The sequence below is a fragment of the Kurthia sp. ISK08 genome, from assembly GCF_046159805.1.
Lineage (GTDB): Bacteria > Bacillota > Bacilli > Bacillales_A > Planococcaceae > Kurthia > Kurthia gibsonii.
In genome coordinates this window covers 72911-87217 of the sequence record NZ_JBJXHL010000004.1, presented here as the reverse complement: position 1 = coordinate 87217, position 14307 = coordinate 72911, and the positions used below count along the sequence as shown (strand labels likewise).

The following is a 14307-nucleotide window of genomic DNA, read 5'->3' as shown; positions in this document are numbered from 1 at the left end:
CTCTGGTACCTTTTTTTTATAAACTTGGTGCTTTTTATTGTACCAAAAAAGGGCATAATTAGAAAAAAGAAACGAAGGAGGAAATGAAATGTTACAAACAAATCAAACAAAAGAATTAGTTGAAAAACGCAAGCAATACGTAGTACAAGGGGTAAGTAACGGAAATCTTGCGGTTGCGAAAGAAGCAAAAGGGGCAACAATCGTCGATATTGAAGGTAATGACTGGATTGATTTCGCAGCAGCCATTGGTACATTAAACGTAGGTCATAGTCATCCGAAAGTAGTATCAGCTGTCAAAGACCAAGTAGAAAAATTCTTACACCCTGGTTTCAATGTCATTATGTATGATTCTTATATTCGTTTAGCAGAAAAATTAGCAGAAATTACACCAGGAAGTTTTGAAAAACAAGTCGTTTTATTAAACTCAGGTGCAGAAGCAGTTGAAAACGCAGTGAAAATTGCACGTAAATATACGAAAAAACAAGCTGTTGTAGCTTTTACAAACGGTTATCACGGTCGTACCAACTTAACAATGGGTATGACGTCAAAAGTAAAGCCTTATAAATATGAATTTGGACCATTTGCGCCTGAAATTTATAAAGCGCCTTATCCATACATGTACCGTAAACCAAAAGGCATTACAGATGAAGCTTATGTAGATCATATTATCGAGCAATTCCATGACTTCTTTATCTCGACAATTGCACCGGAGATGGTGGCGTGTGTTGTCATGGAACCAATTCAAGGTGAAGGTGGATTTATCGTACCGCCTAAAAAATTCGTACAAGCCGTTGCGAACTTCTGTAAAGAAAACAATATTGTTTTTGTAGCAGATGAAATTCAAACAGGTTTTGCACGTACAGGCACATTATTTGCGATTGAGCAATTTGATGTAGAGCCAGATTTAATGACGGTATCGAAATCACTAGCGGCAGGTCTACCACTTAGTGGGGTTGTTGGTCGTAAAGAGATGATGGAAGTGTCAACAGCAGGTGAATTAGGCGGTACATATGCAGGAAGTCCAGTAGCATGTGAAGCGGCACTTGCAGTAATTGATATTATTGAAGAAGAGCAGTTATGTAAAAAAGCACAAGTATTAGGTGACAAGTTAACAAAACACTTACATGGCTATGCAGAAAAATATGCATTTGTAGGCGATATTCGTGGTCTAGGTGCAATGGTCGCAGTGGAATTAGTAGATGAGCATAAAGCGCCAAATAAAGCAGCAGCAACAGCGATTGCAAAATATGCAAACGACAACGGATTACTATTATTAACAGCAGGCATTAAAGGAAATGTCATTCGCTTCTTATCACCACTTGTTATTACAGATGAAGAATTAGAAAAAGGTTTAGCGATTTTAGATCGTGCATTCGAAGCAGCAGCGAAGGAGGCGTAACCGATGACAACAATTCAAGTAACGAACCCTGCAACGGGTGAAATTATTCATACGCTAACACGAAGTGAAGAAGCAGAAGTAGTTGAAAAAGTAGATCGTGCTAAAGAAGCTTACACGTCATGGAAGAAGTTAAGTGCGCATGAACGTTCAGCTCTTTTAATGAAATGGGCAGCGATGATTCGCACAAATCGCCAAGAACTAGGTGAACTCATCACATTAGAGAATGGAAAACCATTAGCAGAAGCGCTAGGTGAAGTAGACTACGCAGTGAGTTATATTGATTGGTATGCGGAAGAAGCGAAACGTGTATATGGACGTACGGTTCCGGCGCATGTACAAAACAAACGTATTGTTGTAACGAAAGAACCGATTGGTGTCGTAGCAGCGATTACGCCATGGAACTTCCCAGCAGCGATGATGACGCGTAAAGCAGCACCAGCACTCGCAGCAGGTTGTACATTCATTGTGAAACCAGCAGAAGAAACACCGCTGACAACGATTCGTTTAATCGAATTAGCGCATAAAGCAGGGATTCCAGAAGATGCTGTACAATATGTATTAGGTGATGCGCCAATGGTAGGCGACGTATTTACGTCACATCCAGCGATTCGTAAAATTACATTTACAGGTTCGACACCAATTGGCAAACTACTCATGCAAAAATGTGCGGATACAGTGAAGCATGCAACAATGGAATTAGGTGGTCATGCGCCAATTATTGTAGCAGAAGATGCAAATTTAGATTTAGCTGTACAGCAAACGGTTATGGCAAAGTTCCGTAATGCAGGTCAGACATGTGTCTCACCGAATCGTCTCATCGTACATGAGAATGTTGTAGAAGCGTTTACAGAGAAGTTGGTAGAACGCGTTCGTAAGTTGAAGATGGGTAATGGTTTAGAAGCAGATGTGGATCTAGGTCCAATCATTAATAAAAAAGGCTTCGATAAAATCAAACAACAAATTGAAGAAGCAACTTCAAAAGGTGCGGAAGTTCTTTGTGGTAATCAATATGATTTTGATGATGAAAAAGGTTACTATTTCGTAGAGCCAACTGTCCTAACAAATGTGGATCTATCTTCTCAAATTATGCATGAAGAAACATTTGGGCCAGTCATTCCAATTACTACTTTTGAGTCATTTGATGAAGCGATTCAAATTGCGAATGATACGCCATATGGTTTAGCGACATACTTCTTCACAGAAAGCTATAAAACAGGACTATACTTCAGTGAAAACTTACAATATGGTATTGTCGGTTGGAATGATGGTGCGCCGTCTGGTGCGCATATTCCATTCGGTGGTATGAAGGAATCAGGTATTGGACGTGAAGGTGGCGTCGAAGGAATTGAGCCGTATTTAGAAACAAAATATATCTCAATAGGTTTATAAACCACATAACAAAGAGGTCAAGGGAATTTTTCCCTGACCTCTTTTCATTTTAAACAACTTCTGTGTTTTGAACTGCTTTTTTCTCTTTTGCTTGTAATGAATCACTATACCTTTTGATGTGCTTATCAAATACAAAGTTACCAAAAGGAATAAAGGCTACTGCACCTGCAATAACACTGTAGAAAAATGCCCATTTTACACGCAATTGCACGATAAGAATTGCAATTGCATATGTAATAAAGATTGCGCCATGCACACTACCTGTAATACGAACTGCGATTGGCAGATCTGCAAAATATTTTAACGGCATCGCAATACCGAGTAAGACTAATAATGAAATACCATCCCAAATGCCCATTGTACGTAAAAATTTAATCTCTTTTCTTTCCAAACATGAACACCTCCACTTTTCTTCTAGTATGTCGGGTGAATATGAATAGAATATGAACAGAAAAAGGTTAAAAATACCAATTTAGCGAAAAAACATTGTTTTAAAAAGAAATTAGGAAGCGTTTCCAGAAAAAAATTTAATAAATATAAAAAAGATAAGAAATGTAGAATAAATAAAGCTTTTGAAGATTTTTTATGTGAGAAAAACTGACATGTTAAAAAGAATATTCAGAAAAAACATTTGACTACATCGTTTTTTTCTGTAAAATATGAAATATAAAACTTTCATGTTAGGAAAACTGACATGAATAAAATTTGGGAGGTTATGCAATGGATGTTTCTTTTTTAATGAACAGTTTGTGGACAATGTTAGGTGCAATTTTAGTCGTATTTATGATTGGCGGTTTTATCTTATTAGAAGCAGGGTCAACTCGCATGAAAAATGCAGGACATGTTGCGAGTAAGACAGTCTTTACATTTGGTCTCGCTTCACTCGTATTTTGGGCAGTAGGTTACGCTTTTATATTCGGTAGTAATGCAAACTTCTTCGTCGGTATGACCGACTTCTTCTTTTCAGGTGAGCAAATTAAAGATGCGAGCCTTTCTACAACCGTCTTCTTTTTATTCCAACTTGCTTTTGCAGGGATTTCTGTAACCGTCGCACTCGGTGGTTTTGCAGAAAGAGCAAAGTTCTCTGTATATGTCATCTTCACTATTCTATTTAGCGCACTCATCTATCCTGTCATCGCACATTGGATTTGGGGTGGTGGCTGGTTAGCAGAACGCGGTGAACAAGATTTCGCTGGTTCAACAGTCGTCCATTTAACTGGAGCGATGGCGGCACTTGCTGCAACAATGCTCTTAAAACCACGTATTGGTAAATTTAATAAAGATGGCTCAGCTAATCGTATTACTGGTCATAACCAAGTTTATACAGCACTGGCTGTTTTGATTTTATGGGTAGGTTGGTTTGGTTTTAATGCAGGTTCAACTGTATCAGTAGATGAAGCTTTCTTCGGATTTGTAGCTGTAAATACGAACTTAGCTGCCGCAGCAGGTGCTGTTGCTGCAACTTTAATTTCATGGGTAGTACTTGGCAAACCGGATATTCCGTCTATTTTAAACGGGGCATTAGCTGGGTTAGTCGCTATTACAGCTGCTTGTGCGTTCGTTGACGTATATGCATCTGTCATCATCGGTTTTATCGCTGGAATCGTTTGTTTCTATAGCGCTCGTTTCTTGGAAGCGCGACGTATTGATGATCCGATTTTTGCATTATCTGTGCATGGTGTACCAGGGATTTGGGGAACGCTATCAACTGGATTCTTTGCAACACCTGAATTAGCTGTAGTCGGCAAAGCGGGTTTATTCTATGGTGGTGGTTTCGAACAATTATGGGTTCAAACACTAGGTGTTGTGACATGTGGTGCTTTTGCATTCTTCGGGTCATATATCATCTTGTATATCATGAAAAAAATCATGGGAACTTTACGTGTGACACAAGAGGAAGAAATTATGGGACTTGATTTAAGTGAACATGGTAGTTTTGGTTATCCAGAACATATGAAGCGTCGTGAACAAGAAGTGTGGAGTGAAGTCGATGAGAAGCTACACAGAAATTAAAGAATGGTTAGAAGATGTTCAGCAAGATGAGCTCGGCATTCGTTCTTTAAATGGTCTATATGATCGGGCGATGATTCAAGTCATTCGAATTGCACTAAAAAAATACCCTGAGCCACCTTGTCACTTCGCATGGTTTGTAATCGGTAGTGGTGGACGCAGAGAATTAGTTCCAACAAGTGATCAAGACCACGGCATTATGTATAGAGAGGATGGACATGAGCGCTATTTTCAACAATTAGGACAAGAGATTGCAGATGGTCTACACCAAATTGGCTTTTCTTACTGTGATGGTGGCGTTATGGCGAGTGAACGTGCATGGTGTCGTTCGCTAAATGAATGGCAAAAACAACTCATGGAATGGTATTGCAGTGATGACATAACAGCGACTCGTCATTTGCAAATGCTTTATGATTTACGTATTGTCTATGGGGATAAATCATATGAACAGATGGTGAAAAACTGGACGGAACCTCAAAGTCATGAACAACTTGAAAAATATATTTGTACGACGACGTGGGTAAAAAAAAGTATGACACCATTAGGGAAATTGATTTTAGAAAAATCGAAATATTTCGATTTTAAAAATGCAGTATATGTACCTTACATCAATAGTAGAAGATTACAAAAGATGGCGGGCATGCAACAAGATTGTAAGCTATATGATGCCATTATGGAAATTCGAATGACAGAGCCTTCTTTCGTCGAAATTCAGCCATCCAATCGAAAAGCTATAAAAGAACTTGTGAAATCGGTTCGTAAATTACACAATGATGTGAGAGAAAAAATTGGAATCGGGTGTTCATAATGAATTTTTCAACCTTATTTCGTCAGCTCGTTGGGCGTGGACATACGGGACTAACGAATGAAGTCGCTTCGAAAGAGCAAATGGCTTATTTACGAAGACTAGAGAAAACAGTTCGATTAGCACGTGATTTTGACCAACCTTTTCATCAAAATGAATTTGTCATATTGGATATCGAGACAACAGGTTTTGAGGCATTAAGAGGAGATGAAATCTTATCGATTGGTGCCATTAAAGTAAGGGGAAATAAGGTAACAACGGAGCAATTTTATGCGCTGACGAAAATTCAAGGGTGGATTTCAAAAGAGGTAGAAGAACTGACGGGAATCACAAATAAAGAGATTGCAAATGCATTTCCGTTAAGGGATGTATTGGAACAATTTATGCGATTTATCGGACACCGACCTTTGATTGCTCATCATGCCCAACATGAACGTGATTTTTTAGAAACGTATTATTTAAAATGTTTTCAAAAGAAATTCCAACATCGCATTATTGATACGCATATCGCACTGCAAGTATGTGATGTAACGTCTTCTGTTATAACATTAGATGAAGCATGTACACATTATCAAGTGCCGATTAAAAATCGTCATCATGCTTTAGGAGATGCACAGTTAACAGCGCAGCTCTGGCTTGCCTTAGTCGAACAATTACAGGAATATGACATCAATACATTAGAACAACTCTATAGTCAATATATTCAAAGGTAGGTTAAAATTTGTGTTTTTTGGTTATGGTGTATACGATAAAAGGGAACTATAACTAAAGGAGAGATGCGAGTATGTATCGTAAAGTAGATGATTTTATTCGAGATTGGAACTATTCAGCAGCAGGAACTTTAAAAGCGATTGAGGCATTAGAAGATGATAAACTCGATCAAGCAATTGTTGAAGGGCATAATACATTAGGGTGGTTAAGTAGTCATTTAGTAGATGCACCGAGTTTCTTCGGTGGATTAGCAGGGCTTGATGTACCGTCTATTCCAGAAGGTGAAAAACCAACAACGGTAAAAGAACTAGAAGAAGCTTATAAGAAAAAAGCAGCGAAAGTAGAAGAAGAAGCAACAAAACTATCTGATCACGATTTAGAGCGCAGAGTAGAAGCTTTCGGAAAAAATATGCCTGTTGGACAAGTGCTTCGTAGTATGATTGACCACCAAACGCATCACCGTGGACAGATGACGGTGTTAATTCGTCAAGCTGAACTACCTGTTCCACCAATTATGGGACCAACAATTGAGCAAGCTTAATTAAAAAATAGAAGTTGCATCGATGTGATGTAGCTTCTTTTTTTATTTTGTTATGTATTTAGAGGGCGCGGTAAAAAGGTATACATAAATGAAACAATTTAAACGAATCATTCGTATTACTTAAATGGAACCATTTGGATGGGTGAACCGTCCTCATATGCGGTCATATTGAATAAATCAAATGATGTATAATAGAAGCAATGATAAAGGAGGATTTACATGGATGCAGAACAGAGAAGACAAGATCGTAAAAAAATGAATAAGCGTACACGTCTATTACTAGGTGTTATTATTGTATCGTTAATCGAAATTATTTATTTCTACTTCATGGGAAAACCTTATAATTATGTGAATGGTTTAGATGATTTAATTGATTATATTATAGTAGGGAATATCGCTTTTTTTGTTGTGTATTTTGTGTTAATTGATGGGAATCAATTCCGAAAAAAATATATGTTATTTGCTGCAGCCTACGCGTTATTATTAGCAGCGCCATTCTTTTTTCATTCAAAAATGCCACAAACAAAAGTGGAAGAAGCACAAGCTCTTATTGTACGAACTGAAGGTGGTAAAGTGATCAAAGACCGAGATTATGCAAATGTGATTAAAACATATGAAGGAAAAGAAGTGTATTTAGTTGCTGTTGAAAAAGGTGATCGTGTATACCGTTATGCGTTTGATCCAGATAATCAACAATACTACTCTTTTTCTAAGTAAGGGGAGAATTAGATGACAGCACATCGCTTTATATTGGAAGCGCAGTGGCCTGGTGGTAGAAATGAAGTGGGAACAATTTCCTCGGGTCAGCTCCAAACGAAAATTTCGATACCAAAAGAGATGGATGGACCTGGAGTTGGCACGAATCCAGATGAGATGTTGTTAGGTGCTGCAGCTACATGTTATTTGATTTCCTATGCAGCGATGTTGGAACGCGCGAAAATTATTCCTGTTGATTTAACGCTATCATCAGAAGGAATTGTCGATGTGACAAATGGTGTTTTCACATATGAAAAAATCACACACCATCCAACTATTTTGTTAGAAAAAAATACAGATGAGCGCACGCAGCGAATGGTACAACGATTAGCTGAAAAAGCCGAAAAAACGTGTATGATTTCAAAGGCGATTCGTGGAAATGTCGAATTAGCGCTAAATGTAACGATTCAATTTGCGAATGAATAGCGAAGAGCGTGTTCAAAGAAATCTTCTTTGAGCACTTTTTTTGTTATACTAGAAGAAAGAATAGAGGAGATATTACATGACACAACCACATATTATGCTTGTGGATGGTATGGCATTACTATTCCGCTCATACCATGCGACAGCACCAATGAATCAATTTTTTAGAAAAAAAGATGGTACACCAACGAATGGTGTTCAAGGATTTGCGAGACATGTGCTAAGTGCGCAATCGATTATGAATCCGACCCACCTCGCAATTTGCTGGGATATGGGGTCGCAAACATTTCGTAACGACTTATTTGAAGGCTATAAAGCACATCGTCCAGAACCACCTGAGGAGATGAAACCACAATTTGATTTGGCGCGCCAAATTTCAGATTTAATTGGTTGGAAAAGTTTTGGTCAAGTAGGAATGGAAGCAGACGATACGATTGGATCGCTCGTTGAAAAATGGAAGTCTGATGCGAAGATTACAGTTATTAGCGGTGATAAAGATTTATTGCAACTATTAAACCCAAATACAACGATTGCTTTAACAAAAAAAGGTTATTCAGAATATAATCCTTACACAATTGAACGTTTTGAAGAAGAGTATGCGATTGCACCAGAACGTTTTGCAGATGTAAAAGCATTTATGGGTGATTCGGGTGATGGATATCCAGGTGTAAAAGGGATTGGACCAAAAACAGCTCTTCAACTCATTCAAAAGTATGGAACAGTAGAAGGAGTTTTAGCTTCGATTGACGAATTAACACCAGGACAACGAAAAAAAATTGAAGCAGATGAAGAAATGTTGAAACTATCGCTACAATTAGCACGTATAAAAACAGATTTGATGATTGAAACAACAGTCGATGAATTAGCTTTACCAACTTGGAATGAAGAGAAATTTGAGCGCTTAATGGCAGAGGAGTATAGTTTGGTAGTAAGACATATAACATCATTAATGCGTTAGATAGGAGTGAGCAACATGAGAATTTCGGTCATGATTCTATGTGTATGTAGTGCAGCACTAGGTGTTTTCATGCTACTGACAAAGCAATTTCAATATTTACCTTTAGTCAATGTCTTTATGTGTATCGTGTTTCTTATGCTTGCATATCGAGAGTATAAAGAGCGAAAAGATTTGACGACGGTATGGATTTTGATCTTAGCGGCAGTTATTATTTTTGTTTTTACAGCAATAGGCGTATTTCTATAAAATAAAAAAACCGTTGACTACGGATTCTACAAAAAATAGAAGAGGTAGTCGAACGGTTTTTTTATGATTTAATTTGCATGCGGTCAATGACGAATTGATTAAATTCTTCTACATTGCCTTGTTCGATATCTGATAAAATATGACGTTCACCTTGGTTATAAAAAATCACTTCGTCGGGATGTAAGATGACTGCATCAATTTCATAATAATCAAATGTTAAAAATGCTGAATCATCGTGCGCATAAAAACAGATGCGTTCGTTTGTTGCAAATAAAGTCCCTTTTGTCTCCGCGTGGACATAAGCGAAATTCCCAACTAATTGCACTTGAACACGTTCATTTTTATTTAAAAAAGCATGTAAGTGTGTAGAGATTGATGTTGTATTTTCCATATGAAGCACCTCGCTTATTTTTATATTATATATCCGTATACCTTTTATACCGTCTATGTAAACCTCATATGTTAAAAGAAAAGAGACATTTAAGCCCCTGTTTCTTCAGATTCTTGTTCTTGAAATAGACGGTATGCTGATTTCTTCTTCCAAGCCGATTGAACAAATTGCATAAAATGATGTAAATTCGCTTCTTCGATATGTGAAATGGAGTATCTTTTATTTTTGGTTAAAATAATAATTTCACGACCGCTTAACACTCGATTTCGCTGATAAATAGCTTCAATCTGTTCGTATGAAATACTGCGAATCTGATAGTTTTCACCATCTGTCATGCACAAGTAAATATGTTCGGTTGTAGCAGCTACTAAAGTCGAACATTTAAACAAACGATTCATTTTCTCATCTGCATGAAGACCATTTAAAGAATATTCAATCTTTTCGTGTGGCAATAACGTTTTATAGAGCGCTTCCTGTGCATATATGTCCATAAAGGCGCACCTTCCTACATTCAATTTTAAAATTTATACCACGAAGAAAGTAAAATAAAACACTATGTTGGCCGAATTCCTATAAATGTGAGTGCATGTGCATTTGGTGCATAAGGAATTTCATGTGTTCGACTAGCTCGATTCGGTGTACCTAAATCTTCAACGATTAAATAAAGACCATCTCGTTTCCAATAGAATCCCGTCATAACCGTCCAATGATATTTAAAATAAGAAGGGCGATTTAATTTCCAAGTAAAATAGCGGTCGAATTTAACAGCTACTGGCTGTTTTTGTTGAATCCAATGTATAGCTTCAAAGAGCCGTAATGTTCGAACTGAATAGTTGCCCTGCACAGCCCTCGGTAAAAACCAATGAATAAAAATAGCAGGTAATCCAATCTTTGTACAGTGTAGTGCTTCGTAAAGTTGATTAATAGACAGAGCATCATCTTTATAAAAATGTAGAATCGAAGCAACTGCAGTAGGACCACAAGCGGAAGAACGATAAGATTTTTTAACATTTGCATCATATTGTGAATAGACGGGACAATCAAAATTAATCTTCATTTTTTAAATTCTCTGTAAAAAAATGTAGTTCTTTATAAAGATGTTCAAGAGCTAGGCGATATGTTGGATAAGTCTCCAACTGCTCATTAAAACCAGATTTAACAAAATTGAAAGTCACTTCAGGTTGAAATCCTGTATAAACAACACGAATTCCTACAACAGTTAAAGTCGTGTGTAGATTACGTAAAGCATCCGATAATTCATCGGTCGACATCATAATCGTATTTTTGTGCGAAATTCCTGTGAAGTCCATAATGACGGTTTTTACATGGCGATGTTCTTGTAAGTAGTTGAATAACTTTGCTTCAATTTGTGTAATGCGCTCTTGAAATAAATGACCACTTAAAGGCATGAGCAATGTATTGTTTAAGCTGGATTCGATTAATGGAACAGACATTTCTTTAATAATCGATTTGTACTGCGCTATTTCATGACGTAGTAAAGTAATTTGATCTTCTAAATTCTGTGCCACCCATCATCACATCCTCTAACTGATTTTCTTAAGTATAGCCGAAAAGTAGTAGTTGGGTAAATATAGAAATATGACAAATAAAAGTTTTCAAGTAGAAAAATGGTTTGTTCAGAAAGAAAAAAACTAGCATGAATGAAAATTCACGCTAGTTTGAAGTGATTAACTTCATCACTCATTAGATGTTTGCATCTAAGTATTCAGTTACTTGCTCAGGTGATTTAGCATTTGCACTGTGTAAGTGTGCTAGTTTTTCACCATTTTGGAAGATTAGTAAGCTTGGAATACCCATTACATCGTATTTTTCAGCTAATTCAGGTAGTTCGTCACGATTTAATTCATACCAGTCGAATTGTGTGTATTTTTCAATGATTGGGTCGATAAACATGTTCATACGTGTACAGTCTGGACACCAGCCTGCGTAAAATTTAACAAGCACTTTTTGGTCAGTCGAAATAAGTTCGTTGAATTGTTCAACAGTTGTAATTGGTTTCATTATGAAATCCCTCCTATGTATTATTATTCTACAATTTTTTAGAGAAAACGCATAGTATGTTGTACCGAGTACGGGGTAAAGGACAGAAAATGCGTATAATAAAGAAAAAATATACTTTTATTAGAAAAATCGTATTTTTTCGTTGCAATCATTTTTAGATTGGCATAGAATGGGTTTATAAGCCAATGGCTATTTTTTTTAATCAAAAAATGAATGGTTATTCATTCAATGTGGAAGGGGCGAGTTGTTCATGGTAAGACGTATTCAAAAAGCAGCTGTTCTTGGTTCGGGCGTCATGGGTTCAGGAATTGCAGCACACTTAGCGAATTGTGGGATTGATACCTACTTATTCGATATCGTACCACCGACATTAACAGAAGAAGATCAGGCGAAGGGGTTCACTGTTGAACATCCAGCGTTTCGAAATAAATTTGCTAATACGGCAATTCAGAAGTTACAAAAGCAAAAACCTGCACCACTTACAACCAAGAGAAGTCTACAGAGAATTACAACGGGGAATTTAGAAGATGATGCTCATCGCTTAGGCGAAGTTGATTGGATTATCGAAGTTGTAACTGAAAATTTAGAGATTAAAAAAGCACTCTATACAAAAATCGATGCTGTTCGAAAAGAAGGAACGATTGTTAGTTCAAATACATCGGGAATTAGTATTGATGCCATGGCAGATGGACGTTCAGATGATTTCAAAAAGCATTTTTTAGGAACACATTTCTTCAATCCACCTCGCTACCTAAAATTACTTGAAGTCGTACCATCCTCTTATACAGATGAGGCGATTGTTCAATTTATGAAAACATTCGGAGAAGATGTATTAGGAAAAGGTGTTGTTATTGCAAAAGATACACCGAACTTTATCGCAAATCGTATTGGCACATATGGGTTGTTAAAAACATTACAAGTCATGCTAGAAGACGGTTATTCAGTTGGTGAAGTGGATTCCGTAACAGGACCACTAATTGGACGACCAAAATCAGCGACACTTCGTACATTAGATGTTGTAGGGCTTGATACATTCATCCATGTAGCGAATACGGTGTATCACAAAACCGACGGTGAAGAACAGCGTGTATTTGAAGTACCGGCACATATGCAGAAGATGGTCGATGCAGGTCACTTAGGAGCGAAATCAGGTAAAGGATACTTTGTAAAACAAGGAAAAGAGATTTTAGAGTTGAACATTGAAACATTTGAATATGTACCAACAACTAAATTGCAAGCTCCTTCAATTGAACAAAGTAAACAACTAAAAGGCTTATCGAATCGTTTAAAACATTTAATTTATGCAGAAGATCGTGCGGGTGAATTATTATGGAAGATTATTAGTCCAACACTTGTATATGCAGCTGAAAAACATGGTGAAATTGCAGATGATATTGTAGCGATTGATGAAGCGATGCGCTGGGGATTCGGTTGGTCACAAGGACCATTTGAGATGTGGGATGCAATCGGTGTTGAACGCGCAGTTCAAAGATTGGAAGAACAAGGACAAAACATTCCAACTTTCGTTCAACAATTACTAGCAGCAGGACATCAAACTTTCTATAAAGAGATGGATCACGTACTACACTACTATAATGGTGAAACGTATGTGGCTGTTCCAAAGAATGAAAAAGAAATCAATCTAAAAACATATAAAAAACAGCATGGTGTATTAAAGTCGAATGCTGGTGCAAGCGTCATTGATTTTGGAGATGGTGTATTACTACTAGAATTCCACTCGAAATCAAATGCACTCGGATTAGACATTATGCAAATGCTAACACATGCACTTGATTTATTAGATACATCAGACGATTACAAAGGACTTGTGATTGGGAATCAAGGTAAAAACTTCTCAGTTGGTGCGAACCTTGCCATGATTTTAATGGAAGCAGAAGACGATGCTCTATTCGAATTAGATTATATCGTGCGCCAATTCCAACAAGGTACACTTCGTATGAAATATAGTAAAAAGCCTGTTGTTGCAGCACCATTCGGCATGACGCTCGGTGGTGGAACAGAAGTATGTTTACCAGCAGCACATATTCAAGCGACAACAGAAACGTATATGGGGCTTGTTGAAGCAGGTGTGGGCTTGCTACCAGGCGGTGGCGGTAATAAAGAATTATACATGAAGCACTTAAAAGGTTTACCGAAAGATGTAGCAGTTGACTATGTACAAGTGGCAGCATCGGTATTCGAAAAAATTGCAACAGCGAAAACCTCTACTTCAGGTGAAGAAGCACGTGACTTAGGTTTCTTAAATCAAGCAGACGCTGTCAGTGTGAATCCAGATCATCAATTATATGATGCTAAACAAGCCGTACTTGGTTTAGTTCAAGCTGGTTATCAAGCGCCAGTGCGAGAAAAAGTGCCTGTATCGGGTGCGCCAGGGTATGCAGCCTTATTACTAGGAGCAGATGCCATGTTGAAATCAGGTTATATCTCGCCATATGATTTAGAAATTGCGAAAAAAATTGCACATGTATTAGCAGGCGGACTCGTACCATATGGTTCTCTTGTAGATGAAGAATATTTATTAGACTTAGAGCGCGAAGCCTTTTTATCACTTGTTGCACAGCCAAAAACACAGGCGCGTATGCAGCATATGTTAATCAAAGGTAAGCCACTAAGAAACTAAGAGGGGGGATCTGAA

The 14307-nt window shown here is 37.5% G+C and carries 17 protein-coding genes; 11 read left to right on the top strand and 6 right to left on the bottom strand.

Annotation, left to right across the window (positions count from 1 at the left end; genetic code table 11):
- Positions 1-88: 88 nt before the first annotated feature.
- Complete coding sequence (gene gabT, locus ACKVQX_RS09165) at positions 89-1399, top strand: 4-aminobutyrate--2-oxoglutarate transaminase (protein WP_409136224.1); 1311 nt, start codon at positions 89-91, stop codon at positions 1397-1399.
- Positions 1400-1402: 3 nt separating this feature from the next.
- Positions 1403-2788, top strand: coding sequence for an NAD-dependent succinate-semialdehyde dehydrogenase (locus tag ACKVQX_RS09160; RefSeq protein ID WP_121176960.1), 1386 nt, complete (start codon positions 1403-1405; stop codon positions 2786-2788).
- Positions 2789-2837: 49 nt separating this feature from the next.
- On the opposite strand, the gene ACKVQX_RS09155 is transcribed toward ACKVQX_RS09160, so the two are convergent.
- A complete protein-coding gene (locus tag ACKVQX_RS09155) occupies positions 2838-3179 on the bottom strand; it encodes a DUF3817 domain-containing protein (RefSeq protein WP_231726976.1) in 342 nt (113 codons plus the stop codon).
- Positions 3180-3508: 329 nt separating this feature from the next.
- Here ACKVQX_RS09155 and ACKVQX_RS09150 point away from each other — a divergent pair, with 329 nt between their 5' ends.
- The 8 genes from ACKVQX_RS09150 (at position 3509) to ACKVQX_RS09115 (ending at position 9238) form a co-directional block, all read left to right on the top strand.
- On the top strand, positions 3509-4801 hold the full coding sequence (locus tag ACKVQX_RS09150; RefSeq protein WP_087680017.1) for an ammonium transporter: 1293 nt from the start codon (positions 3509-3511) through the stop codon (positions 4799-4801).
- Positions 4779-5606 carry a DUF294 nucleotidyltransferase-like domain-containing protein gene (locus tag ACKVQX_RS09145; RefSeq protein ID WP_068451364.1) on the top strand — a complete coding sequence of 276 codons (828 nt, stop codon included), beginning with the start codon at positions 4779-4781 and terminating at the stop codon, positions 5604-5606. The genes ACKVQX_RS09150 and ACKVQX_RS09145 overlap by 23 nt, the downstream gene beginning before the upstream one ends.
- Complete coding sequence (locus tag ACKVQX_RS09140) at positions 5606-6316, top strand: exonuclease domain-containing protein (protein ID WP_068451367.1); 711 nt, start codon at positions 5606-5608, stop codon at positions 6314-6316. Before ACKVQX_RS09145 ends, ACKVQX_RS09140 begins: the two co-directional genes overlap by 1 nt.
- A gap of 71 nt (positions 6317-6387) precedes the next feature.
- Positions 6388-6855 carry a DinB family protein gene (locus ACKVQX_RS09135; RefSeq protein ID WP_068451369.1) on the top strand — a complete coding sequence of 156 codons (468 nt, stop codon included), beginning with the start codon at positions 6388-6390 and terminating at the stop codon, positions 6853-6855.
- Positions 6856-7074: 219 nt separating this feature from the next.
- On the top strand, positions 7075-7572 hold the full coding sequence (locus ACKVQX_RS09130) for a hypothetical protein (protein ID WP_409136223.1): 498 nt from the start codon (positions 7075-7077) through the stop codon (positions 7570-7572).
- A 12-nt stretch (positions 7573-7584) separates the two neighbouring features.
- Positions 7585-8037 (top strand): OsmC family protein, encoded by a 453-nt coding sequence (locus tag ACKVQX_RS09125; RefSeq protein ID WP_087680018.1) that lies wholly within the window; start codon positions 7585-7587, stop codon positions 8035-8037.
- Positions 8038-8113: 76 nt separating this feature from the next.
- A complete protein-coding gene (locus ACKVQX_RS09120; RefSeq protein WP_068451375.1) occupies positions 8114-8992 on the top strand; it encodes a 5'-3' exonuclease in 879 nt (292 codons plus the stop codon).
- Between the two features lie 15 nt (positions 8993-9007).
- Positions 9008-9238: a hypothetical protein gene (locus ACKVQX_RS09115; RefSeq protein ID WP_068451378.1), complete on the top strand. Its 231-nt coding sequence runs from the start codon at positions 9008-9010 to the stop codon at positions 9236-9238.
- Between the two features lie 61 nt (positions 9239-9299).
- On the opposite strand, the gene ACKVQX_RS09110 is transcribed toward ACKVQX_RS09115, so the two are convergent.
- From ACKVQX_RS09110 to ACKVQX_RS09090, 5 genes are all read right to left on the bottom strand, one after another.
- Positions 9300-9629: a PH domain-containing protein gene (locus ACKVQX_RS09110; RefSeq protein ID WP_068451381.1), complete on the bottom strand. Its 330-nt coding sequence runs from the start codon at positions 9627-9629 to the stop codon at positions 9300-9302.
- A gap of 89 nt (positions 9630-9718) precedes the next feature.
- On the bottom strand, positions 9719-10120 hold the full coding sequence (locus ACKVQX_RS09105) for a PH domain-containing protein (protein WP_409136222.1): 402 nt from the start codon (positions 10118-10120) through the stop codon (positions 9719-9721).
- Positions 10121-10182: 62 nt separating this feature from the next.
- Positions 10183-10686 carry a hypothetical protein gene (locus tag ACKVQX_RS09100; protein WP_409136221.1) on the bottom strand — a complete coding sequence of 168 codons (504 nt, stop codon included), beginning with the start codon at positions 10684-10686 and terminating at the stop codon, positions 10183-10185.
- Positions 10676-11158, bottom strand: coding sequence for an STAS domain-containing protein (locus ACKVQX_RS09095; RefSeq protein WP_338838136.1), 483 nt, complete (start codon positions 11156-11158; stop codon positions 10676-10678). Before ACKVQX_RS09095 ends, ACKVQX_RS09100 begins: the two co-directional genes overlap by 11 nt.
- A gap of 175 nt (positions 11159-11333) precedes the next feature.
- Complete coding sequence (locus ACKVQX_RS09090; RefSeq protein WP_087680020.1) at positions 11334-11651, bottom strand: thioredoxin family protein; 318 nt, start codon at positions 11649-11651, stop codon at positions 11334-11336.
- A 250-nt stretch (positions 11652-11901) separates the two neighbouring features.
- Between ACKVQX_RS09090 and ACKVQX_RS09085 the strand changes: the two genes are divergently transcribed.
- Positions 11902-14292: a 3-hydroxyacyl-CoA dehydrogenase NAD-binding domain-containing protein gene (locus ACKVQX_RS09085; protein WP_409136220.1), complete on the top strand. Its 2391-nt coding sequence runs from the start codon at positions 11902-11904 to the stop codon at positions 14290-14292.
- Positions 14293-14307 lie beyond the last annotated feature (15 nt).

Excerpts from the sequence above, each read along its gene's own strand:
- gabT (WP_409136224.1), top strand. The coding sequence starts at position 89 with ATGTTACAAACAAATCAAACAAAAGAATTAGTTGAAAAACGCAAGCAA.
- ACKVQX_RS09160 (WP_121176960.1), top strand. The coding sequence starts at position 1,403 with ATGACAACAATTCAAGTAACGAACCCTGCAACGGGTGAAATTATTCAT.
- ACKVQX_RS09150 (WP_087680017.1), top strand. The coding sequence starts at position 3,509 with ATGGATGTTTCTTTTTTAATGAACAGTTTGTGGACAATGTTAGGTGCA.
- ACKVQX_RS09145 (WP_068451364.1), top strand. The coding sequence starts at position 4,779 with ATGAGAAGCTACACAGAAATTAAAGAATGGTTAGAAGATGTTCAGCAA.
- ACKVQX_RS09140 (WP_068451367.1), top strand. The coding sequence starts at position 5,606 with ATGAATTTTTCAACCTTATTTCGTCAGCTCGTTGGGCGTGGACATACG.
- ACKVQX_RS09135 (WP_068451369.1), top strand. The coding sequence starts at position 6,388 with ATGTATCGTAAAGTAGATGATTTTATTCGAGATTGGAACTATTCAGCA.
- ACKVQX_RS09130 (WP_409136223.1), top strand. The coding sequence starts at position 7,075 with ATGGATGCAGAACAGAGAAGACAAGATCGTAAAAAAATGAATAAGCGT.
- ACKVQX_RS09125 (WP_087680018.1), top strand. The coding sequence starts at position 7,585 with ATGACAGCACATCGCTTTATATTGGAAGCGCAGTGGCCTGGTGGTAGA.
- ACKVQX_RS09120 (WP_068451375.1), top strand. The coding sequence starts at position 8,114 with ATGACACAACCACATATTATGCTTGTGGATGGTATGGCATTACTATTC.
- ACKVQX_RS09115 (WP_068451378.1), top strand. The coding sequence starts at position 9,008 with ATGAGAATTTCGGTCATGATTCTATGTGTATGTAGTGCAGCACTAGGT.
- ACKVQX_RS09110 (WP_068451381.1), bottom strand. The coding sequence starts at position 9,629 with ATGGAAAATACAACATCAATCTCTACACACTTACATGCTTTTTTAAAT.
- ACKVQX_RS09105 (WP_409136222.1), bottom strand. The coding sequence starts at position 10,120 with ATGGACATATATGCACAGGAAGCGCTCTATAAAACGTTATTGCCACAC.
- ACKVQX_RS09100 (WP_409136221.1), bottom strand. The coding sequence starts at position 10,686 with ATGAAGATTAATTTTGATTGTCCCGTCTATTCACAATATGATGCAAAT.
- ACKVQX_RS09090 (WP_087680020.1), bottom strand. The coding sequence starts at position 11,651 with ATGAAACCAATTACAACTGTTGAACAATTCAACGAACTTATTTCGACT.
- ACKVQX_RS09085 (WP_409136220.1), top strand. The coding sequence starts at position 11,902 with ATGGTAAGACGTATTCAAAAAGCAGCTGTTCTTGGTTCGGGCGTCATG.